This is a genomic window from Edaphobacter sp. FHG110511_03 (assembly GCF_059115365.1).
In genome coordinates this window covers 687039-708238 of the sequence record NZ_JBZYWL010000002.1, presented here as the reverse complement: position 1 = coordinate 708238, position 21200 = coordinate 687039, and the positions used below count along the sequence as shown (strand labels likewise).

19 protein-coding genes and 1 pseudogene are annotated in these 21200 nt (G+C 56.3%); 10 read left to right on the top strand and 10 right to left on the bottom strand.

The features are described 5' to 3' along the window. Positions 1–3 precede the first annotated feature (3 nt). On the top strand, positions 4–828 hold the full coding sequence (locus tag AC5S26_RS12255) for a cytochrome c oxidase assembly protein (RefSeq protein ID WP_494185173.1): 825 nt from the start codon (positions 4–6) through the stop codon (positions 826–828). On the opposite strand, the gene AC5S26_RS12250 is transcribed toward AC5S26_RS12255, so the two are convergent. Next, entirely contained in the window at positions 812–1300 is a 489-nt protein-coding gene (locus AC5S26_RS12250; protein WP_494185172.1) for a hypothetical protein, read from the bottom strand. The genes AC5S26_RS12255 and AC5S26_RS12250 overlap by 17 nt on opposite strands. A gap of 385 nt (positions 1301–1685) precedes the next feature. Here AC5S26_RS12250 and AC5S26_RS12245 point away from each other — a divergent pair, with 385 nt between their 5' ends. Continuing rightward, positions 1686–2585 (top strand): vWA domain-containing protein, encoded by a 900-nt coding sequence (locus AC5S26_RS12245; protein ID WP_494185171.1) that lies wholly within the window; start codon positions 1686–1688, stop codon positions 2583–2585. On the opposite strand, the gene AC5S26_RS12240 is transcribed toward AC5S26_RS12245, so the two are convergent. The 4 genes and pseudogenes from AC5S26_RS12240 to AC5S26_RS12225 all read right to left on the bottom strand — a co-directional run bounded on the left by AC5S26_RS12240 (position 2572) and on the right by AC5S26_RS12225 (position 9807). Then, positions 2572–3666, bottom strand: a complete 1095-nt coding sequence (locus AC5S26_RS12240) for a Gfo/Idh/MocA family protein (RefSeq protein WP_494185170.1) — start codon at positions 3664–3666, stop codon at positions 2572–2574. The genes AC5S26_RS12245 and AC5S26_RS12240 overlap by 14 nt on opposite strands. Before the next feature lie 102 nt (positions 3667–3768). Beyond that, positions 3769–7349 (bottom strand): annotated as a pseudogene (locus AC5S26_RS12235) (carboxypeptidase-like regulatory domain-containing protein). A gap of 297 nt (positions 7350–7646) precedes the next feature. Then, the gene (groL, locus tag AC5S26_RS12230) at positions 7647–9317 is read right to left on the bottom strand and encodes a chaperonin GroEL (RefSeq protein WP_494185169.1); all 1671 of its coding nucleotides are present in this window, start codon (positions 9315–9317) and stop codon (positions 7647–7649) included. Between the two features lie 196 nt (positions 9318–9513). After that, positions 9514–9807, bottom strand: coding sequence for a co-chaperone GroES (locus AC5S26_RS12225; RefSeq protein WP_494185168.1), 294 nt, complete (start codon positions 9805–9807; stop codon positions 9514–9516). A 408-nt stretch (positions 9808–10215) separates the two neighbouring features. On the opposite strand from AC5S26_RS12225, the gene AC5S26_RS12220 reads away from it, so the two are divergent. Together AC5S26_RS12220 and AC5S26_RS12215 are read left to right on the top strand one after the other, a co-directional pair. Beyond that, positions 10216–10815 carry a hypothetical protein gene (locus AC5S26_RS12220; protein ID WP_494185167.1) on the top strand — a complete coding sequence of 200 codons (600 nt, stop codon included), beginning with the start codon at positions 10216–10218 and terminating at the stop codon, positions 10813–10815. 4 nt (positions 10816–10819) lie between these two features. Further along, the gene (locus AC5S26_RS12215; RefSeq protein WP_494185166.1) at positions 10820–11551 is read left to right on the top strand and encodes an SDR family NAD(P)-dependent oxidoreductase; all 732 of its coding nucleotides are present in this window, start codon (positions 10820–10822) and stop codon (positions 11549–11551) included. A gap of 108 nt (positions 11552–11659) precedes the next feature. On the opposite strand, the gene AC5S26_RS12210 is transcribed toward AC5S26_RS12215, so the two are convergent. After that, entirely contained in the window at positions 11660–12106 is a 447-nt protein-coding gene (locus AC5S26_RS12210) for a DUF6249 domain-containing protein (RefSeq protein ID WP_494185165.1), read from the bottom strand. A gap of 99 nt (positions 12107–12205) precedes the next feature. Here AC5S26_RS12210 and AC5S26_RS12205 point away from each other — a divergent pair, with 99 nt between their 5' ends. Both AC5S26_RS12205 and AC5S26_RS12200 read left to right on the top strand, forming a co-directional pair. After that, a complete protein-coding gene (locus AC5S26_RS12205) occupies positions 12206–12766 on the top strand; it encodes an RNA polymerase sigma factor (protein ID WP_494185416.1) in 561 nt (186 codons plus the stop codon). After that, positions 12748–13101: a hypothetical protein gene (locus tag AC5S26_RS12200; RefSeq protein ID WP_494185164.1), complete on the top strand. Its 354-nt coding sequence runs from the start codon at positions 12748–12750 to the stop codon at positions 13099–13101. The genes AC5S26_RS12205 and AC5S26_RS12200 overlap by 19 nt, the downstream gene beginning before the upstream one ends. Here the strand turns inward: AC5S26_RS12200 and pdxT are convergent. Next, positions 13098–13718 (bottom strand): pyridoxal 5'-phosphate synthase glutaminase subunit PdxT, encoded by a 621-nt coding sequence (gene pdxT / locus AC5S26_RS12195; protein ID WP_494185163.1) that lies wholly within the window; start codon positions 13716–13718, stop codon positions 13098–13100. The two genes, AC5S26_RS12200 and pdxT, sit on opposite strands and share 4 nt — an antisense overlap. A gap of 273 nt (positions 13719–13991) precedes the next feature. Between pdxT and AC5S26_RS12190 the strand changes: the two genes are divergently transcribed. Continuing rightward, positions 13992–14759 (top strand): SDR family NAD(P)-dependent oxidoreductase, encoded by a 768-nt coding sequence (locus tag AC5S26_RS12190; protein WP_494185162.1) that lies wholly within the window; start codon positions 13992–13994, stop codon positions 14757–14759. Between the two features lie 181 nt (positions 14760–14940). On the opposite strand, the gene AC5S26_RS12185 is transcribed toward AC5S26_RS12190, so the two are convergent. Continuing rightward, positions 14941–15576 (bottom strand): TetR/AcrR family transcriptional regulator, encoded by a 636-nt coding sequence (locus AC5S26_RS12185; protein WP_494185161.1) that lies wholly within the window; start codon positions 15574–15576, stop codon positions 14941–14943. 211 nt (positions 15577–15787) lie between these two features. Here AC5S26_RS12185 and AC5S26_RS12180 point away from each other — a divergent pair, with 211 nt between their 5' ends. After that, the gene (locus AC5S26_RS12180; RefSeq protein ID WP_494185160.1) at positions 15788–16660 is read left to right on the top strand and encodes an NmrA family NAD(P)-binding protein; all 873 of its coding nucleotides are present in this window, start codon (positions 15788–15790) and stop codon (positions 16658–16660) included. Between the two features lie 168 nt (positions 16661–16828). Next, the gene (locus tag AC5S26_RS12175) at positions 16829–17248 is read left to right on the top strand and encodes a DoxX family protein (RefSeq protein WP_494185159.1); all 420 of its coding nucleotides are present in this window, start codon (positions 16829–16831) and stop codon (positions 17246–17248) included. 94 nt (positions 17249–17342) lie between these two features. On the opposite strand, the gene AC5S26_RS12170 is transcribed toward AC5S26_RS12175, so the two are convergent. Continuing rightward, positions 17343–17807: a nuclear transport factor 2 family protein gene (locus AC5S26_RS12170; RefSeq protein WP_494185158.1), complete on the bottom strand. Its 465-nt coding sequence runs from the start codon at positions 17805–17807 to the stop codon at positions 17343–17345. Positions 17808–17963: 156 nt separating this feature from the next. Then, positions 17964–19124 (bottom strand): acyltransferase family protein, encoded by a 1161-nt coding sequence (locus tag AC5S26_RS12165; protein ID WP_494185157.1) that lies wholly within the window; start codon positions 19122–19124, stop codon positions 17964–17966. Positions 19125–19382: 258 nt separating this feature from the next. Between AC5S26_RS12165 and AC5S26_RS12160 the strand changes: the two genes are divergently transcribed. Next, positions 19383–21167, top strand: coding sequence for a DUF885 domain-containing protein (locus AC5S26_RS12160; protein WP_494185156.1), 1785 nt, complete (start codon positions 19383–19385; stop codon positions 21165–21167). Positions 21168–21200: the final 33 nt, after the last annotated feature.

Sequence of the window (21200 nt, the reverse complement as noted above, 5' to 3'; positions counted from 1 at the left end):
AGCATGTCGGATGCGGCGCGGGACATCATCAATGAATGGTCACTTCCTATATGGTTGACTCTATCTATCGCCCTGACTGCAATGATCTATTCGCGCGGGTGGGTAGCCATACGCAGAACGCGACCAGAGCAATTCACGACATTACGGATCGCATCCTTTGTTTCTGGCCTGATGATTCTGTGGCTGGCGATCGGGTCGCCGATGGACGGTTTCGCCGACGCCCTGCTAAGCGCACATATGGTGGAGCATCTGCTCCTAATGTCCGTTGTGCCGCCACTTCTGTTGTGGGGCTTGCCAATTGTTCCGCTGCTGCGTGGTCTGCCGAAGCCGTTTCGCCGTTACGTGGTTGGGCCACTATGGAAGTTGCCGATCCTTCGTTCGCTGGGACGATGGATTGTCATGCCTCTTTTCGCATGGCTGGCAATGAATGTTACATACCTGGCCTGGCACGTTCCGGCAGCCTATGACTTCGCGCTGGAGAACGAGACCTGGCACGACATAGAACATCTCTGCTTTCTCGGCACATCCATTTTGTTCTGGTGGTGCATCCTGAGGCCCTGGCCCGCCAACAGAGTTAGGGAACGGTGGGGAATTCTGATCTTCCTGATCACGGCAGATATTGTTAACTCGTTAATCTCGGCCTTTCTCGCATTCTGCGGCCGTCCAGTCTATAGCTTCTATGTCGACCATCCCAATGCATTCAATCTGTCTCCTCTCGAGGACCAGGTTTTGGGGGCCTCTATCATGTGGGTCATTGGATCGCTAGCTTTTCTCACGCCGGCAGTTGTAATCACGATGCGCACATTGCGCCCTAGTCGCTTAGCTTAGTTTCCTCAGCTGCCTTCCGTGCAGCAGCCAAGACCGCAGGATAGGTGTGGGGAGACCATTTCAATACATATCCATTACCAAGCTCAGTGGTGAACTTGAACTTGTAGGCATCTGGATGTTCTGAGCCGGTCGATTGCTCATACTCCCACATCCCATGCCTATGCTTCACCCACGCGGCGTGCATGTTCTTCATCATGTGATACATGAAATAGATGGAAGCGTGAGCTTTGCCTTCGGTTTCGTCCGGCGCGAACTGGACATAGCCGTAATTTGGATCCTCCCCTTGGCAGGAGCCCCGGGTTACGATACCTGGGATACCGTTCATCAACTTGATGAGATCGATGACACCTTCGTCGACCTCGACTGATTCGCCCGAACCCAGTTTCAGCATGACTGATGGGTGACCGAACGAGACGTAACCTTCTCTCAACGTCTTTCCCGACTTGTTCTGATCCGATTCTTTGAACATCATCCTAGGGTAAATGGCTCATTTCCAGAGCCTCTGCTTGAGGGCATTCGCATGAAAGGGCATACCGTCAGCTGTCTATAGTCGGCTCCCCATAACGCTCGCAGCCCCATGCGTCATTCTCAGTGGACAGCGAAGGCGAAGAATCCCTGTATTCCGCTCATCGAGCCGCACTTTTCCGAGGAACAAACGTCGATGCCAAAATCGAGGTTCGGACCTAAGTTTATTTTTTCCAAGACTTTGCGCAAAAAAGTGCGAGCGGAGGTTGCATCGCCGCAAGTATCCGAACGTCTAATCCACAGGGAAAGGACTAGACCCAATGACCATCCGGAATTTTCTATTTGCGACTGCACTTCTTGCTTCACCCCTCCTCTTTGCTCAGGAGGGTCAGATGCCTACTCAGGCTATTGTCACTATCGATTCCAAATCGCCTCAGCCACTCACCACACAGAATCTTAAGGCGAAGGTCAATAATCGTGACGCCGAAATCTCGGCGGTCGTTCCCGTCAAGCCAAACGGTACCCAGGTTGCCTTTCTGATTGACGATGGCCTTCGCACCTCTGTGGGCCGCCAGTTTCAGGATATCCAGGGATTTATCAAGGCCCTGCCAGCGGGTACGGAGATCTTCGTCGGCTATATGCAGAACGGCCGCGTCGTTCCCCAGCAGCCCTTTACCACCGACCACCAGGCCGCCGCGGCGAGACTTCGCATCCCCATGGGATCGCCGGGTCTCAATGCCAGCCCCTACTTCTGCCTCTCGGATTTTGTGAAGAACTGGCCCGGGGGGGCTGAAGGCTCCAGCGCCGAAGGTGTGGTGCTCCCTGCGAAGGCTCGCTTCGTCATCATGCTGACCAACGGAGTCGATCCTTACAACGGCAGCGTCAGCCCCACGAACCAGAACAGTCCTTATGTCGATAACGCAATCCGCGACGCGCAGCGCGCCGGGGTACCGGTCTACTCGGTCTACTACGGGGACGCTGGAGTGCGTGGAGGAGCGGCCAGCTTCAGCGGGCAGAGCTATCTCGCCAAAGTCGCCGACGAGACTGGGGGGCAGGCCTATTTTCAAGGCCTGGGGAACCCGGTTTCGCTTACGCCTTTCCTGGATAGATTCCGGAACTCCATCGCCGAGAGCTTTGTTGCAACTTTCCCTGCTACAGCAAAGCATAACGATCTGGTCGAGTTGAAGTTCTCCTCATCCCTGAAATCGACCAGGCTGCAGGCTCCCCGCGCCGTGCGCCCGGGAACCCGCATCATCTCAGACTCCGGCCAGCCATCGGCTACCCCAGAGTGATGCCTGCAGCCTTGTAAATCGACTGGATATGCTGCATATCCTTTAGCCCCTCTTCGCCCGGTGTGTCGGGAGTTCGATTCTCCACGATGCACCGGCTGAAGTGATCCGCCTGCCGGACGAAGTGCATCGGATCGGGCTCCGGGTTCGTCTCGTCGATCTTTATCGGCTGCGCGCCCGGCCCGCTGCGATAATTCGCCTGCAGCCGCTGGCCGTCGTAGTGAAAGGGTGCGACTTCGAGCCACCCCTTCGATCCGAAGACTTTGTAATAGCCTTGCATTCCCGCGCCGTAGGATGTAGTGCAGCTTGCCACCGCGCCCGAAGGAAACTTCATCGTCCAGGCCAGGTTTTCCTCGACCCCCTGGAAGCGGCCGTCCTGATCGGGAGTCGTCGCGACCGCGGTGAAAGCCTCCGGTTCTTCGCCGGTAATGTAGCGTGCCGCATTCAGCGAATAAATTCCCACGTCCATCAGCGGTCCGCCCCCTGCCAGGGTGCGAGTCGAACGCCATTCACCCTTTGCGATATTGAATCCGTTCGCGCTTTCGAAGCCCTCGACCTTTCCGATCGCGCCATCGCGGACCAACTTGATCGCCTTCAGATTGATCGGCTCGAAATGCAGCCGGTAAGCGATCATCAGCTTTACACTCGCGGCCTTGCAGGCGGAAATCATTTGCTCGGCTTCAGGCACCGAGACGCACATGGGCTTCTCGCACAGCACATGCTTGCCCGCCTTGGCAGAGCGGATGGTGTACTCGGCGTGCATGCTGTTGGGAAGGCAGATGACTACCGCGTCGATTGCCTTATTGTCGCGGATGCGATCCATATCCTCGTAGCTGTAGATCGACTCCTTCGGCACGCCATACTGCGAGGCTATCTTTTCTGCCTTGTCACGATGGCCGCTGACGAGCCCGGTGATAGTCCCCGAAGAACCCTGTGCGATGCCCCGCATATGATGATCCGCAATGCGGCCGAGCCCGATGACGCAGTATCCGACCTTACGCGGGGAAGTCTGTCCAACCAAAGGAACTGCTCGCGCTGCTAACCCAAAGGCTCCAAGCCGCGAAAACTCTCTGCGGGTCATCATTCCCATTGCACCTCGTGAAAAATGGATAGAACTTCTCCCGACCAGCATAGAGCAGAAGGCTCCAGCCGCACAGCCGGAGCCTTGATTTAATTGCAGGATGGATTAAAAAAGAATCTTTGCGCCGAACTGAAACTGCCTTGGATTATTTCCCTGCGTCGTTGCCAGCCCTGCAGAGGCATTGCCTATTGTGCTTCCTGGATTCCCAGGAATGACGACGTTATAGATGTTGAAGGATTCGGCACGAAGCTCCAGATTCAGGTTCTCCCAGATTGGAGTCTCCTTCACCAATGAGAAATCGAGGTTGTTGGTAGGAGGCACGCGGAAAGGCATCTTGCCCATATTTCCGTAGGATCCAACGGGAACCGCAAACGCAGACGGATTGATCATGCAGAATCCGTTGGGTCCGCGTTTGCCCACCGGCGTCGCGCCGCAACTGCCCGAGAGTGGATTGCCAACGACGTTGGGCCGCGAGTAACCACTCACCGTCCCATTGTTGCCCGAGATATTCGCAGGATCGCCACCGACGTTCAGGTTGAAAGGTTGTCCTGAACGAATCTGGAAGAGATAGTTTGCTTTCCAGCCGCCCAGCGCGTAAGAAGCGAAACCTCTCTGCAGCCATCGCTGTCCTTTTCCAAAGGGCAGGGAATAGATCACGCTCCACGACAGGTAATGGCGGAGGTCGTAAGACGAGATTCCGTAAGCGTTGCGTGGATCGAAGTAGTTTTGAACCACCGATCCGCCTCCGGTTCCATTCTCAGCCTCAAACCAGCCGCTGCTGTTGTCCAGCGACTTGGACCAGGTATAGGAGAGGATGCTGTTCAACGAGTTCGAGTACCGTTTCTGCAGGCTCACAAGCAGAGCGTGGTAGTTGGCATAGCCTGTATCGATGGAATAGTGCCACGTCGGCGCCATCCAGGGCATGTACTTCGACGCATCCACCTGCGCGGCTGTGGTCGTGGTCGAATTAGTGGCGCGCTGAGCTGCATTGGCAAAGCCGGTGTAGTTCAGCCGTGTGCTCTTCGAGCCTGCGTAGCCGAGTGTGAAGATTGTTGTGGGAGCGAGCTGCTGCTGTACCTGAAGGTTCCACTCGACGGCGCGCTGATCCTTATAGTTTGGCTGCGAAGTATAGCCACCTCCAATGGTGAGCCAGGGGCTGGAAGCTACAACCGGATTCGGAAAGTTGCCCTCAAGGCTGGTAATGAGTGTGACAGGATTCTGTGGACTCCCGGGCCAGAAGCCGCCCGTCTGAATGTTCGTCTGCTGGTTCGAGATTCCAATGGTCCATGGCCACGTCGGGCCTTCGATGTTGTTCTGGACCCACTGACTGCGTGCGGTGATGGTGTCGTAGAAGATACCGACTCCGCCATTGATCACAGTCTTCTCGCCCCAGGCATAGGCAAATCCAAGGCGTGGGCCGATGTTGTCGCTGATGGAGGGGCCGGCGAGCGGGGAGCCATTTCCGAACTTAATATGGTCGTTGAACGGTACTGAATTGATTCCGCCAGGAATGCACGGATTCGCGAAGGTTGACGAACAAGCGGGAACCGAGGAAGCCGAGATGGTGTATGTCTGATTCGGAATATCGAGCACATTGGCCAGGCGCTTATCGAGCATCTGGATGTTTGGAAGATATTCGTAGCGAATTCCAAAGTTGAGAGTGAGGTTGGGCGTGGCCTTCCATGAGTCCTGAAGATAGCCCGACCACAATTGCATATTGAAATACACTTCGGCGTTGCTGGGCGTTTGGGCAGTAAATGTTGCCGGTGAGCCCAGCAGAGCCGACACCAGGGAGTTGCCTGTAGCAAGTTTGGTCGCCGGATCGGTCTGGTTAATGTTGCTGGTGACCGCATCGGTGAAGGCGAACTGCTGGGAAAGATTGCGTTGAAGCCTGTTCTGATAGATGTAGTCGACACCACCTTTGAAGGTATGGCGTCCATGAATCCAGGAGACGCTGCCACCCCCGTTTACGACGGGATTTCCGCGCTGTGAGTCGCCTGAGCTTCCAATATTGTTTCCGTTGCTTCCACCCGCATTGATATACGGACTCGCCAGGTTTATGTACATGCCGCCATACTGACTTACATTTTGAAATCCGGCATCGGTCGCACCTTGTGCTCCCAGGTCGGAGACCACAGGGTTGAAGACGTAGGGCTTCAGCATCGCACCCCCGCGAACATCCAGCAGGAGGTTTTGCGTGAAGACGTGTGTGAAGCCTCCGCCGAAGTTATAAGCGTGATAATGCGAGATGTTTGAGGAGATGGTTCCGGCGACCGGCTGCGAGTCATCGACCCACATCTGGCTGATGCGGCCAAAGCCGAAGTTCTTGTCGCTCAGGTGAAAATCGATACGGACCTGATAGGAGTTGTTATTGTCGATCTGCGGGCGGTTCTCGATGAAGTTGTACCCGGAGGGCTCAGTCCCAGGTGAATTGGGCTGTTGATAGTACGACTGCAGATACTTCAGCATCGTTTGATTCAGCATGGAAGCCGGGACCTTCAGGCAGGGCACGCCGGCGGGCTGAACATTGTTCACGGGTGTAAGTGCATTGCCTGCCGTATCGCACTGGAACTGCTGCACCGTGCATCTACCACCAGAGCAGGCGGTCGAGTACGGGTTGTAGAACTTGTGCTGATAGTAAGAGAAGGCATTGCTCGAAAAGTCTCCCGCCAACTCCTGTTGACTGGGTACAAGCGTGGTCGTCAGCGTTGGCTTGCTGTATCTCCAGCCCTCATAGGCTCCCTGAAAGAAGATCCGGTCCTTGAAGATGGGCCCCCCAGCGCTGCGCCAAATTGATTCTGCGTGTAATGACCCGGCTTGGCAGCTGTTGTTGTCGGCGTTCCCATCGCGCAACGGCCAACCGAGCAGAAATCAGTGAAGCTGTTGCGCGCGTCGAACATGTTATTGCGTACAAATTCCCAGACGGAACCATGAAACTTGTTCGTTCCTGAACGAGAGAGCATGTTGACGATGCCGCCGGTGACGACTCCATACTCCGCGCTATCGATATGGGACTGCACCTTGAACTCGCTCATCGCATCGATAATGGGCAGGAATCCGTAGATGGCACCTCGCAGATCTGTATTAACGATTCCATCCATCAGATAGAGTGTTTCGCGGTTCTGCTGCCCGAAGAAGGAGACCTTGTAGAACTGAGTGCCGGGAATCGCACTGATGCCTGCATCCGTAGTGCTGATGCCTGAACCCTGAGCAGTCGATACCGGATTGACGCCGGGCGAGAGCACCAGCAGGGAAGTGAAGTTTCTTCCGTTCAGCGGGAGCTGCTGAATCTCCTTTGCCTGGATTACGGTTCCAAGCTCTGAGTTGCTCTTCTGTAGCATCACTCCTAGCTGGTCCGAAGTCACTTCGATGGTGTCGGTCGCTGCTCCAACACTCATCGTCTCGTTCTCAGTCAGAGTCTGGTTCACAGTAAGACTGAACGAAGGCACCGTGATGCTTCGAAAACCCTGCTTCTCAAATCTCAGGGCATAAGGCCCTGGATTAATGTTCAGAAACACAAAGGACCCACTGCCATTGGTCGTTGTGCGATTGGTGATATTCGTGTCCTGATTTGTCAGGGTGACGGCCACGCCCTCAATCACACGCGCTTCCGGGTCGGTAACCGTGCCGTTGATCACGCCTGTCGTCCGCTGTGCCAGCACCGGCAGCGTCGAAACCAGCAACATGAGGAACAAGTGAGAAAGTCTGTTACAGAGAATTCCGTAATAGCGCATATTGCGCCTCCTAAAATGAAACTTTGGTGTTAGGCGCGAACAGCTCTGCTCTGTTCGAATTACCTTTTGGGGATCGCGCCGGTGTTTTCACATCCTTCCCGCGGGAACGTTAGGCAAATCCGCCCATGCCTGTCAAGTATGAAAATTATTTTCAGTATATGAATTATTTCTTAGCGTGATTCTGGCTCACTTAAAGCCAAAGGCCTCCGGGGTTACCGGAGGCCTTTGCGCGGTTTTCTTTGGATCGGATTAGTACATGCCGTCCATGCCGCCGCCGTGGTTGTGTCCGCCAGCCGGAGCTTCCTTCTTCTCCGGGATCTCGGAGATCATGGCTTCGGTGGTGAGCATCAGACCAGCAATCGAGGCCGCGTTCTGCAGGGCAGTGCGCGTGACCTTGGTCGGGTCGATGACACCGGCCTTCACCAGGTCCTCGTAGACGCCGGTTCCGGCGTTGTAGCCGAAGTTGGGCTCCTTCGATTCGTGGATCTTACCGATGACCACTGCGCCCTCTTCGCCTGCGTTCGAGACGATCATGCGCAACGGCTCCTCGAGTGCGCGACGGATGATCGACGCACCGATCTTCTCGTCACCCTCGAGCGACTTGATGACCTCGTCGACTGCGGAGGAAGCGCGAACCAGCGCTACGCCGCCGCCGGGGACAATGCCTTCTTCGACAGCCGCGCGGGTTGCGTGCATTGCATCCTCAACGCGAGCCTTCTTCTCCTTCATCTCGGTCTCGGTCGCAGCTCCGACCTTGATGACGGCAACGCCGCCAACCAGCTTGGCGAGGCGCTCCTGCAGCTTCTCGCGATCGTAGTCGGAGGTGGTCTTGTCGATCTGAGCGCGAATCTCCTTCACGCGACCCTCGATCTCGGAGCCCTTACCACCGCCATCTACGAGGGTGGTGTTGTCCTTGTCGATGGTGACGCGCTTCGCAGTGCCTAGGTCTTCGATCTTGACGCCCTCGAGCTTGATGCCGAGGTCTTCGGTGATCGCCTTGCCGCCGGTGAGGATTGCGATGTCTTGCAGCATCGCCTTGCGGCGGTCGCCGAAGCCGGGAGCCTTGACGGCAGCGACGTTCAGCGTGCCACGCAGCTTGTTGACGACCAGGGTCGCCAGAGCTTCGCCGTCCACGTCCTCAGCGATGATGATGAGGGGCTTGGCGGTGCGGGCGATCTGCTCGAGCAGCGGCAGCAGGTCCTTCATCGAGGAGATCTTCTTTTCGTAGATGAGGATATAGGGGTTCTCAAGGGCAACTTCCATGCGCTCCGCATCAGTCACGAAGTAGGGCGACAGGTAGCCACGGTCGAACTGCATGCCCTCGACCACGTCCAGCTGGGTCTCCATCGTGCGCGACTCTTCGACGGTGATGACGCCGTCCTTACCGACCTTCTTCATCGCTTCCGCGATGATGGTGCCGATCTGCGCGTCGCTGTTGGCCGAGATGGTTCCGACCTGGGCGATCATGTCGCCCGAGACAGGCTTGGAGAGCTTCGAGAGCGATCCGCCGATGACGGCGCCGTTCTCATCGCGCTTCCCGATGATGGCCTCAACAGCCTTATCGATGCCACGCTTCAGCGCCATCGGGTTTGCACCGGCGGCGACAGTCTTGACGCCCTCACGGTAGATGGCCTGAGCCAGAACGGTCGCGGTGGTGGTTCCGTCACCGGCGACGTCGGAGGTCTTGGAGGCAACCTCGCGGACCATCTGCGCGCCCATGTTCTCAAGCGCGTTGCCGAGTTCAATCTCTTTAGCGACAGTGACGCCGTCCTTGGTGATGGTGGGCGAACCGAACTTCTTCTCGATAACGACGTTGCGGCCCTTGGGACCGAGCGTTACCTTGACTGCGTCCGCGAGCGTGTTGACGCCACGCAGGATCGCCTGACGCGAATCTTCTCCATGCAGGATCTGCTTTGCCATTTCTTTTCTCCTCGCGCCGCACTCAAGCGGCAGCGTTGAATTTTGACCTCAGGAGCTAAAGCCCCGTTGGGGAATCTGCTGACTCACACGGCTGAAACCGTGTGCTTAATACCGAAGCTCAGCTTCACTTCATTGAGGTAATCCCTCATCCCAGACGATGAACGCGGCGAAGCCGCCTTTCGCCGTCCGCGAAGGACTACTTGAGGATGCCGAGGACTTCTTCTTCGCGCATGATCAGCAGCTCTTCGCCGTCGAGCTTGATCTCGGTGCCGGAGTACTTGCCGAAGAGGATCTGATCGCCAGCCTTGACGTCGAGCGGGAAGACCTTGCCTTCGTCGTTCGACTTGCCTTTGCCGACCGAGATTACCGCGCCCTGCTGCGGCTTTTCCTTGGCGCTATCGGGAATGATGATGCCACCACGAACGGTTTCGTTCTCTTCCACGCGGCGGACCAGAATGCGATCGTGCAGCGGTGTAAATGTCTTCGCCATTGCTAACGTCTCCTTGTTGCATTTTGTATTCCGGCAGAGAACCTCTGTCCGGGTTGAAACGCGCACCGAGATCTTCGAGGCCAATTCCGCCCCTGGTCCGATGCAAGCTTTTGGAATTGCTAAACGGCGCCTCCCCAAAGCGATTCAGGAGGGGGCCTTGCAGTCGGTTAGCACTCAATGCTTCCGATTGCTAACGATAGGGCAGGGCTCTACAGAATGTCAACCCAGGGAAGATGAAATCTGAGTGAAAGGCACGCAAGCGCGGATTCAGCTTCCGCTAATTCAGAGGAAGCTGGGGACTTTCAGGGGGCAGGGTGATCCTGCTCCGCGGCACCAGGCAGATCGGAGAATGCATCGCAGATTCTGACCTTGTGCCCATCTCCACTTCGAAGGCGTAAAATATCTGGCATGGTGTCGTCGCGTCATAATCTTCTGTTCCGTACTGTTCTTCTCTGTGCCATGGCCGTGCTTACTGCTTCCAGTCTGCTTGCGCAGGATTCTCCCGTAAAACGCGGTCGCAAGTACAAGCCGCCACCCGAGACCTCGAAAATCAGCGTACAGGTCACAAAAAAATTCAACGGTAAACCCATCATGAATGCCGCAGTCATTTTCAATCCTTACAAGGATGGCAAGGATATCGGCAATCTCGAGGTAAAGACCGACCCTGAGGGCAAGGCCACGATCGACATCATCCCTACCGGATCCCTGGTGCGTGTTCAGGTCATTGCGAATGGCTACGCAACCTTCGCCGAGGAGTATCAGGTCGACGAGCCAAGTAAGGACATTGCTATCGAGATGCTGCGGCCGCGTGAACAGGTCTCCTCTTACAAGGACAATAAAGGGGATGCCTCCAGCAGAAAATGGGGCGTGCAGGAGCCCATCCGGCCGAAGCCTGCCGAGCAGAAGCCCGATTCGAAGTCCGCGCCCCAGGCCTCACAGCCTCCGGCAGAGATCGAGTCGACTACGCCTTCGTCGACCCCGCCTTCGCAGTCGGCACCGCAGCAGTAACCTGATGATGAAGCCTCTCGCAGGAAAGACTGCGCTTGTTACCGGTGCTGCGAAGCGTATCGGTCGCGGGATTGCCCTCGCTCTGGCTGAGCAGGGCGCAGACGTTGCGATTACCTATCTGGATTCGCACGCAGAGGCTGAGCAGACGGTGCGGGATCTGGCCGCCCAGGACGTCGATGCCCTTGCTGTCCGATGCGACCTTCGTAATCCCGAAGACATCGACAATGCAGTCGCCGAGGCTGTCGATCAGTTTGGGCGGCTCGACCTTGTCGTGAACAATGCAGGGATGTTCGAGTCGGTTGCGTTGGAAGAGATTTCTTTGGAACAGTGGGACAGGATGTTCGCCACCAACACGCGAGCACCGTTTTTAGTCGCGCGGGCCGCGCTTCCTCATCTCCGCGCCGTGCAGGGAAGGATTGTGAACATCGGCTCCCTGGGAGGGCAACATCCCTGGGCGACGCATGGGCACTATTGCACCTCGAAGGCAGCGCTGCACATGCTGTCGAAGACGATGGCGAAGGCGTGGGCTCCGGAGGTCAGCGTGAACTGCGTGGCGCCGGGAATGATTGTTCAGGGAGAGATCGAAGAGGCTTATGAGCACTTCGCCCAGAAGACGCCTATGCTGCGGAACGGATCGGCTGCGGATGTCGCGGCTGCGGTCGTGTTCTTTGCAACAGCGCCGACGTTTATTACAGGGCAGCTCCTGACGGTCGACGGCGGGCTGGGATTGAGCTAGAACAGTTTTCCTGAAAATGCAGGGTGAGGCAAAAATGTTCGCGCCGTTTTCTATCCACGAAAACGAATTGTTTCTCTACTTCCGTTACAAAGCGGCAGGAAAACTGCTCTAACGGAGTTGTTCGGGTTCGATCTCCATGCCGAAGCGCGATAGCTCGCGCTTCTGCAGGTGATAGTCGACGAAGAAGCCGATGCCGATGGCGAGAGGGATGAAGCCGGCGGCAGCTCCGGCGAGGACGTCGCGTTCGCGCACAATATAGCAGAGGCTGACGAAAAAGAGCATCAGCCCAATGCCGGAAGAGACAAGGACGATGCCGGCGCGCCGGGCGTTGCTCAGGCTACGGAGGGGGTCCTTTGGCGCACGGTCAACATCGTTGGCCTTGCCAAGAATCTTTTCAATCTCTTCGCTGGACATCCCGCGGGCTAGCATGGCCATGCGCTGATCGGCGCGGATGCGCTTATTGTGGATATCGGACCAGATGCCGCCGGCGATGGCGACGATAGCAACGGCAAAGGCTCCGATGGGAACGATAAAAGGGCTATTGAAAGCTTCCATGAGGTTCTTCCTTTCTGCCAGCGTTAGACAAAGGAGCGATGATTAAGTTTCATTCTTCGTATTGAAACTTTCGCAGAGCACCGAGGTCTAACGTTGCCGGTGAGTGCCGATCTCAGCTTCGAGCAGGTGGTGCGGGAGCATCAGGCGATGGTCTTCCGCACGCTGTACCGACTGACGGGGAGCCGGGAGCACCTGGAGGATTTGGCGCAGGAGGTCTTTCTCCGGCTTTACCGGGCTCTGCCGAGCTTCCGGGGTGAGTCGCTGGTCTCGACTTACATCTATCGCATTGCCGTGAACGTGGCACAGAACGAGTGGAAGCGCAGACGCCGCACGGATCGTCCGCTGATCTCGATCTCCGAGGAGCTGAGTGGATGGGAAGATCGGTTGGAGCATCCGGAGCGCAACGCCGAGCAACAGATGGAGGAGCGGGAGTTCCGTCTCCGTGTCGAGGAGCAACTGCAGGAGTTGAGCAACGTCGAGCGAACCGTGCTTGTGCTCTACCATCAGGAGGAGCGAAGCTATGAGCAGATCGCGGTGGCGTTGGGAATGCCGATCGGAACCATCAGGACGCATCTGCATCGCGGGAGGAAGAAACTTCGCGAGCGTTTGCAGCAGCAGACCGCAGGGGAGAGGGGAACCGCATGTTCGGTGACGAGATGAAGCTTGAAGCATTCGCGCAGGAGGCGCGTGAGCTCGACGAGCGGATCCTGCGAGAGCTGGAACGCAGTCCAGAGATCTCCGCGACGATTCCGCAGGATTTTGCGGCGCGGGTGGCGGCGAAGGTTCCGGTTCGGCAGCCAGTGGCGATAAGGACGAGTCACTATGGCCGCCTGTTGATGGCAGCGAGTTTGGTGGTTCTGTTTGTCGCTCTGGTTGTACTGGCGGCGCGCGGCTTTGGGGGCTCTCCTCTCGGGCAGGCGATCGAATGGACTCTATGCATCCAGTTTCTTGCCATTGCGGTGTGGATGGGGACGCAAAGCAGGCAGTCGAACTAGCTGCTCTTTTTGGTCCGAATCACCATATCGAGGAAGAGCTGATGAACACGGGTGTCGTGGCCGAGCTCCGGGTGGAAGGTGGCGGCGAGCAGGTGGCCTTCGCGAACCAGGACGGGATGATCGTCGCGCCGAGCCAGCGTTTCGACCCCTTCGCCGGTGCGGATAATGCGCGGGGCGCGGATGAAGACCATCTCGAGGGGCTCGCCGGGTAGTTTGGATTCGGCGTGAAGAATCGACGAGTCAATCTGGCGTCCATAGGCGTTGCGCTCCACCGTGACGTCGAGAGCTCCGAGGGACTTCTGGGCAGGATGAGTGACGTCCTTTGCCAGAAGAATCACTCCCGCGCAGGTACCGAAGGTGGGAGTGGTGTGGACGAAGTCCCTCAGTACGTCGAAGAAGCCGCGCTGCTCGAGAAACTTGAGCATCGTGGTGGATTCTCCGCCGGGCATGATGAGGCCGTCGATTCCGTTGAGATCCGAGGGCAGGCGGACGAGTTTTGGGGTCGCGCCCAGGTGACGGAGAGTCTGAGCGTGCGCTTCGTAGGCTCCCTGGAGCGCCAGAACGCCGATGGTCAGGGCCTTTGGATCGATGCCCGTCTTTCTGCTGCTTTCCGTCACGCCCCCCCCCATACTTATTTGTGCAAAGTCTTCAAAAAGTTAGACTTAGCTTGGTGCTTGCCGATTGATCTCCATCGTTGCCGACTGTGTCGGGCTGAAGTTCCAGCTGGTTTCTTTGGAGGTCTTGTTTAAAGTATAGAGAATTTGCCGAATGGAATCGGCAACTAAAAGCGATTCTTTTGCTTAGAGTTAGACGAATGTGAGCTTGACAGAGATTTTTGGTCGGTCTTCGCGACCTTATGAGGCGCGGCATAGAGGAGGTCGGTGGACGATATGAGCGGGATGGCGGTTTATCCGAGTCTTGAGAATCAAGTGGTGGTGGTTACGGGCGGGGCAAGCGGCATTGGTGGGGCGATCGTTGAGGGATTTGCGGGTCAGGGGGCCAGGGTCGTGTTTCTCGATCTTCAGGATGAGGCGGCGAAGAGGCTGATCGGGAATATCGAAGGGACAGGCCTGAGAGCCCCGGTCTACTACCGATGCGACCTGACAAAGATCGAAGAGTTGCAGGGGGTGGCATCGTCCATTGTGGCGCAGTTCGGGACGGTCGATGTGCTGGTGAATAATGCCGGAAACGACGCGCGACACAGTATCGATGAGGTCACGTCGGAGAGCTGGGACGCTACGATTGCCGTAAACCTGAAGCATCAGTTCTTTATGACGCAGGCGTTCGTTCCGGTGATGCGGAAGGCGAGGCGGGGGGCGATCATCAACATGGGATCGATCAGCTGGGTGATCCCATCGACGAATGTGCCGGTGTACGTGACAGCGAAGGCCGCCATTGTGGGAATGACGCGGACGCTGGCCCATGAGCTGGGCCCAGACAATATTCGTGTGAACTGCGTGATGCCGGGGGCGATCGTCACAGAGCGGCAGAAGCGGCTGTGGCTTACGGAGGAGTACAAGGCAGAGATCCTGAAGCGCCAGGCTCTGAAGAGGCTGATCGAGCCGGAAGAGGTGGCGCGGCTCATCTTATTTCTGGCTTCGGAGGATAGCTCGGCGATTACGAATCAAAGCTATGTGATCGATGGGGGATGGGTGTAAGCAATTTTTGAGAGAAAGTTCGTGGAGAGGGGTTCGAGCTTCGCTCGAATGTTTCCCACTCACGCCGCGATGAGACTGCGTCATGAATGGGCCACCCGGCAGGTCACTTCCCATATGCCGACTTCCCATTATTAATCCGGCCTTGATGAGCGCATTGGCGATTTCGCATAAAGCGAGAACTTTATTGCTTTGAGGCGCGGGACCGGCCGGATCGCTTAGGAATTGCGCTCTTTGGCAATCGCGGAACAGCCTGGACGCCCGCCCAAAGCGTTGCGATCGTTTGTTCGACCACGAGGGTCTGGTCAGGCAAGTCAGGCACAACCCCCTGGATGACCATGAGCGTGGCGAGGCCGAAGATCGTGTACCACCAGGTGTGGGCTACCACGATGTCATTTCTGCTTGGCAAGCCTTCATCCTTGGCAACATTGAAAAAGAGCTGTACGAAACGTTGGAACAACGGCCTGCCAATGTCGTCGATATATTGTCCGGCGCGGATGCCATTGCGGTTCTCCGGTCCGAAGAAGACGTTCCGAAACTGCTGTGGATGAGCAGTGCAGAACTGAATCAAGCCGCGTGAAGTCGCAAAGAGGCGCTCTTTCGGGGCAGAATGTTTAGCGGCAATCGCGTCGAAGTCCTGAATCAGCAGCCCGACCGTCGCGCTGCTCAGCTCAGCAAGAATATGCCATTTGTCGGGAAAATGTTGATAGATCATGGCGTGTGTATAGCCGATCGCTTTTGCGATCTCGCGAAGCGTCACAGCTTCGTAGCCGCGCTCGGCAAACATTTGGCTTGCAGCCGCAAGGATTTCGCCCCGCAACTTCTCTTTGCGCTCTACCCGACGACTTGGTGATGTGGAGGTCACTTCAATAGTTTAGCCTTTTTGACAGCCTTTTGCGACCAATCGTTTATTTATCACCATTGGTTAATAACCAATGATTAATTTGTAACCAACGGTTATTATGGGCCTCTAATCGTCAGGTCGTTCATTGGATGGACGGCAAAATACGAGGCAAAAGGAGAAAACGAGCATGTATTTAGTCATGGGTATTACGGGTAAAGTTGGCGGCGCCACGGCACGGCATCTGCTGAAGCAGGGCAAGCAGGTACGAGCACTTGTACGCGATCGCGAGAAAGCGGCGAAATGGGCAGATCAAGGCGTTGAGTTGATGGATGGAGACTGGAACGATGCGACAGCCATAGCGGCCGCGCTCAAAGGTATTGATGGCGCATTTGTTATGTTGCCGTCTGTATGGGCACCCTCGCCTGATTACAGAGAAGCAAAGGGCGTGACTGCAAACTATGTCGAGGCGTTGACCAAGGTAGTGCCTTCGCGGGTGGTTGCGCTCTCGTCGATGGGCGCGAATAGAACAAGCGGGGTGGGAATGATCACGGCCTTATCACTCTTGGAGCAGGGTCTCCTCAGCCTGCCGTTTCCGGTCGCATTTGTGCGCGCTGGCGGCTTTTTCGAAAATTTTCTTTACGGTTTACAGGCTGGCCAGGGCGGAACACTACCGGTCTTCTACAACCCTACGAGCCGGAAATCGACAATGGTCGCATCAGACGACATCGGCGCAGAAGTGGCAACGCTTCTCACCGGGCCGGCATGGTCAGGACATCGCGTTATCGAGTTGGGTTCGATGGTAAGCGCGGATGAAGTGGCCGCGCAATTGGGTAAAGTTCTGGCACTCGACGTAAAGGCCTTTGCAGTCCCTCGTGCAGGGTGGGCGGAAACATTCGAACAGTTCGGCGTCCCAAGGGGCCACACCGGACCAGCCGAAGAAATGTTTGATGCCGTGAACGAGGGATGGATGGCTCTCGGAGTTCCGGATACGGAGCACGTAGCGGGTACGACATCCGCACGCGATGTATTTGCGGCTGCACAGAACGCCGTCAAGTCGTAAGTCCGTGGCAGACAGCCTCAGCGCCCGAGGGGCGGGAACAGCCAACCGCGACCACAGCGGCTTCGTGTTCGACCGGCGGTTCCTGCCTTTGCTGCTCAGCCATGGCCGACTATTGCAGAACGATTTAAACCATTCAACTCAACCGGAAAAAGGAGGATCACTTTAAATATGAAAGCTAAACGCACAACCGATAAACCCGCGCGGGCAGGTCGAGCAACTCAAATAGCCGCGATGGTAATAACCGGCCTCGTCGCCTTCACCTGGGTTTACTTCGGAAGGTTATATCTAATCCACGATCCCGGCGAATGGCGGATCGCCAATCAGCAGCTCGGATACCCGAGCTATATCATCCCTCTGATTGGCGTGACCCACATCCTTGGCGGTGTGGGCCTTCTGATTCCCAATGTGCCTCGTTTGACTGAGTGGATTTATGCTGCTCTCTCGATCGATCTCTTACTCGCGTTCTATTCACAACTGAATGGCGGTGGCGGTACTTGGGCTAAATTCGATCCGATTCTCGTCATGGCGTTCGTCTTTGCTTCGTATGTCTTAAGGCGTTGCATGCGCGCAAACAGATGGTCGATATGAAGGATAAACTCAAATGGCGAGAACGTACCCAGAAACGCCGTTCTGGGCAGTAGTTGCGATTCGACTCGTGCTGTGCTGCCGAAGGCGCAAACCTTCATTTCGCGGAGCAGTTCTTCGTCCCGGTATCGGCAACGCTCGCGATTACCCATCTTCCGTTCACACGGACCAGGTTGAACAGATCTGTTCCGCAGTGATCAATTTTCCCATCGACGAGAAAATCGAACGGCGCCCACACCACGGCGAGATCGTTATCGATCCGGATCAGTGGGTCGTGAATGCGTTCTTCAATCTGGTTCGTACCGGGTTTGCCGACGCGCTCCGCGAAGGCTTCCAAGGTCATCTGCGCGGGCTTGCCGTCGCGCATCAGCACCATCGTGCCACCCGGCAACGTGGGCGCCTTGATCGCCGCGGCATCTCGTTTTGACATGCCGTCAAACATCGCATGGATGGGCGCCAGCACAGCCTGCTCCTCTGCTGATTGCGCCAAGGCGTGGGTTGCGAGGCCAGTTGCCAGAATCGTGCCGAAAAGGAAGACGAGCCGCCTTGCGTGTCTGTTCATGCCCGCCATTCTATCTTGAGATTAATCCCGAGAAACGCCCTTGTCGTCAGTTGGTCACACTCTGCATTGGCTTCGCCGTAGTGGCGGGCGAGCGTTGGAGATGACGAGAAGGGGAAAGATGGGTGTAGATCCGGTCTGGCCAGATCGAATCTGCACTTAGATCTTGATAAAGATCCGTTTTCTGAATAACACCAGGCATGGAATAAAGCAGACCAGAACATAGCTGAGCGAATAGAGGAGTGAGCCGAACGCCGGATCGACGATAGGAGCGAAGATCTTTGTATACATCAGTTCCTTCACTGGGTGATCTCCAATGTGGATGACCTCCAGCACGATGGACAGCAGTTCTGCGAATGCGTACGCGAAGATGGCGTTCGATCCGAAAACCTTCCACGGGTAGGTCCACGCTCCCTGGTGTTTCCTGATCTCGATCGCGACGTAACAGATAAACAGGATCAGGAGGGTCCACCCGGCCGCGAACACTACGTAGGAGCTCGTCCACAGCCTCTTGTTGATGGGAAACCACATCCCCCATAGAGCTCCCAGAACGAGCCCAGTGATGGCTGCCGCCAGCAGACCGGCGGCCTTCTCTTTCATGCTTCTTGCGGTGCGAAGCCAGAGCCCTGTAAACACGCCGAAGAGGCAGGTTGCAATGGCTGGAATTGCGCTGATCAGCCCGAGGGGGTCCCGTGTGTTCTCCAGCAGTCGTCCAGGAAACAATCTTCGATCGACCACGGAAACCCAGTTGATGTCCTTATCGAGAAATGGAAAATCGCGCCCCGGCACCCCGAATTGAGGAATAGGAACCCAACGCATGAGAATCCAGTATCCGAACAGGCACACCATCGAGACGCCGACCAGCGTGAGGACACGCCGGTTCCAGAGATAAAGTACGGTTGTTACGAGGTAGCAGAGGGCGATTCTTTGCAGTACGCCATAGATCCGCAGCGTTGCCAGGGGATAGCTGGGAAATCCATGAATGAGGATGCCAAGGGCGAACAGGATTGCGGCTCGCTGCAACGCATGCCTGAACAGGGAGAGTCGTGGCTCGCCGCGCGCAATTCGCGACGCGGTAGAGAGGACAATCGTGATGCCTACCAGAAAGAGAAATGTCGGGAAGACTAGATCGGTCGGCGTCCACCCATTCCAGTCGGAATGTTTCAAGGGCCAATAAGCAAGTCGCTCGTTGCCGTTATTGTTGACCAGAATCATGAAGGCAATGGTCATTCCTCGGACGACATCGAGAAAGACAAGACGCTCGGACGTCTTCGCTATAGTCTTTTGCGGATCAATCTGAGGTGATGCACTCACAGCCATTCAGAAATTGCTCCTTGGTCTTTTCAGAAGATCTCTGCGCGTTGAAGGCATTCTATGCTCCGAGGATTGGGAGGAGTGCTCCAGTTCATGATAATCACGACGTCGGAACTACGCGGCTCGTGAGAAAGGGGTTTCGGTATACATAGGGCTATCGGAATCGATGGGGGGCGTGTGGCGCGTTCGTTCAGCCGAAGATTTTGTCCAGATTCGTTTCGCAAAAACAGAGACGTTTACTACGGCGTATGGTAATTTGCCCGCATGAACATCCGAAGCACGACTCTCTTTCTCGGTTGTCTCTCCATGGTTGTCTTTCAACCAGGTGCCACCGCTCAGGGCACTGTAGACGCACGCCTGAGGGCCCAGAACGCTCTTTTCGAGGAGTACTACCAGGACCAACTGAAGGAGTTTCCTGAACGCGCCACTGTCTTCGGGGACTACCGTTATAACGATCGGCTTAATGACTATTCCCTTGCAGGCGTTGCGCGGGAACATGCATCCGATGTCGCGTACCTCGGCCGGCTGAATGCAATTTCAACTGCCGGGTTCTCCGAACAGGATCTGCTCTCGCATGAGCTACTAAAGCGCACCCTTGAACAGCGCTCAGCTAACTACGAGCTAAAAGAGTATGAGATGCCGGTCGACCAGATAAATGGCGTCCATACAAAACTTGCTGATCTCCCGCTCTCTGTCCCCCTCGATTCGGTGAAGCACTATGAGGACTACGTTGCGCGGCTCCATCAGATTCCGCGTGTGCTCGACGAGACCGTCGAGGTTCTCCGGACAGGCATGACGGACAATTTAATGCCTGTCCGGTTTTTGTTGGAGAAGGTTCCCGGACAGTGCAACGGAATCATCGAGACGGATCCGTTCCTGATTCCCACGAAGAAGTATCCCGCCAGCATTCCTTCGGAAGAACAGAATCGCCTCACTACTGCGATCACGGAGGCCGTTGAGAAGGATGTCCTCCCGGCTTATCGCAGATTCGCAGCGTTCATCACGACCGACTATTCTCCGCGTGGCCGCACCACTCTCGCAGTTACATCGCTAACGGACGGTGCGCGCCGTTACCAGAACGACATTCAAGCGCAGACTACGACGCATCTCACGCCCGATCAGATTCATGCGCTCGGGTTGAAGGAGGTGGCTCGCCTGACCGCTGAGATGACTGATCTTGCCCATAAGGCAGGCTTTAAGAATCTTGCTGAGTTTCGCGCGTCTATCCAGAGCGATAAGAAGCTGATGCCCACGTCAGAGCAACAGATCATCGATGATTTTCGCCGCTACATCGCCCAGATGCAACCGCAGCTCCCGCGGCTCTTCACGGTAATTCCTACAAGTCCGGTCACGGTGGAAGGTATCCCGGCCTTTCAGGCTGCGGAGGCTACGCACTACCAGACCGGTACACCGGATGGTAAGCGTCCCGGCCGGGTTGTCGTCGCTGTCGCCGACTTTGCGCACCGGACGCTGCTATTAGATGAAGCTGTCGCCTATCACGAGGGAATTCCGGGACATCATATGCAGCGTTCGGTGCAGCAGCAACTGAAGGGCTTGCCAAAGTTCCGTCTCCACATCAATGCGCCTGCCTATACGGAAGGCTGGGCGCTGTATGCGGAAGAGCTTGGCAAGGAGGTGGGCTTTTACCAGGACCCGGTTAGCGATTATGGCCGTTTGAACTCTGAGCTCTTTCGGGCCGTTCGCCTGGTTGTCGATACGGGCATCCATGCGAAGGGTTGGTCGCGTGATCAGGTGGTCCAGTACATGCGCGAAAACGATGTTAACGAACCGCTGATTCAATCGGAGACCGACCGATACATCGCGTGGCCCGGGCAGGCCTGCGCTTATAAGCTTGGCCAGCTCAAGATCATTGAACTTCGCGAGAGGGCGAAGAAGCAGCTCGGTGCGAAGTTCGACATCCGCACCTTCCATGACGAGATACTGAGTGGAGGCGCATTGCCGCTCGACATGCTCGATGAGCGGACGGAGAGCTGGATCAGAGTACAGGAACTCATCGCTGGCTACGGGAGCGAAAAACTAGGCGGGTAAAAAGAAAATGCGTGGGAGACAATCCCACGCATT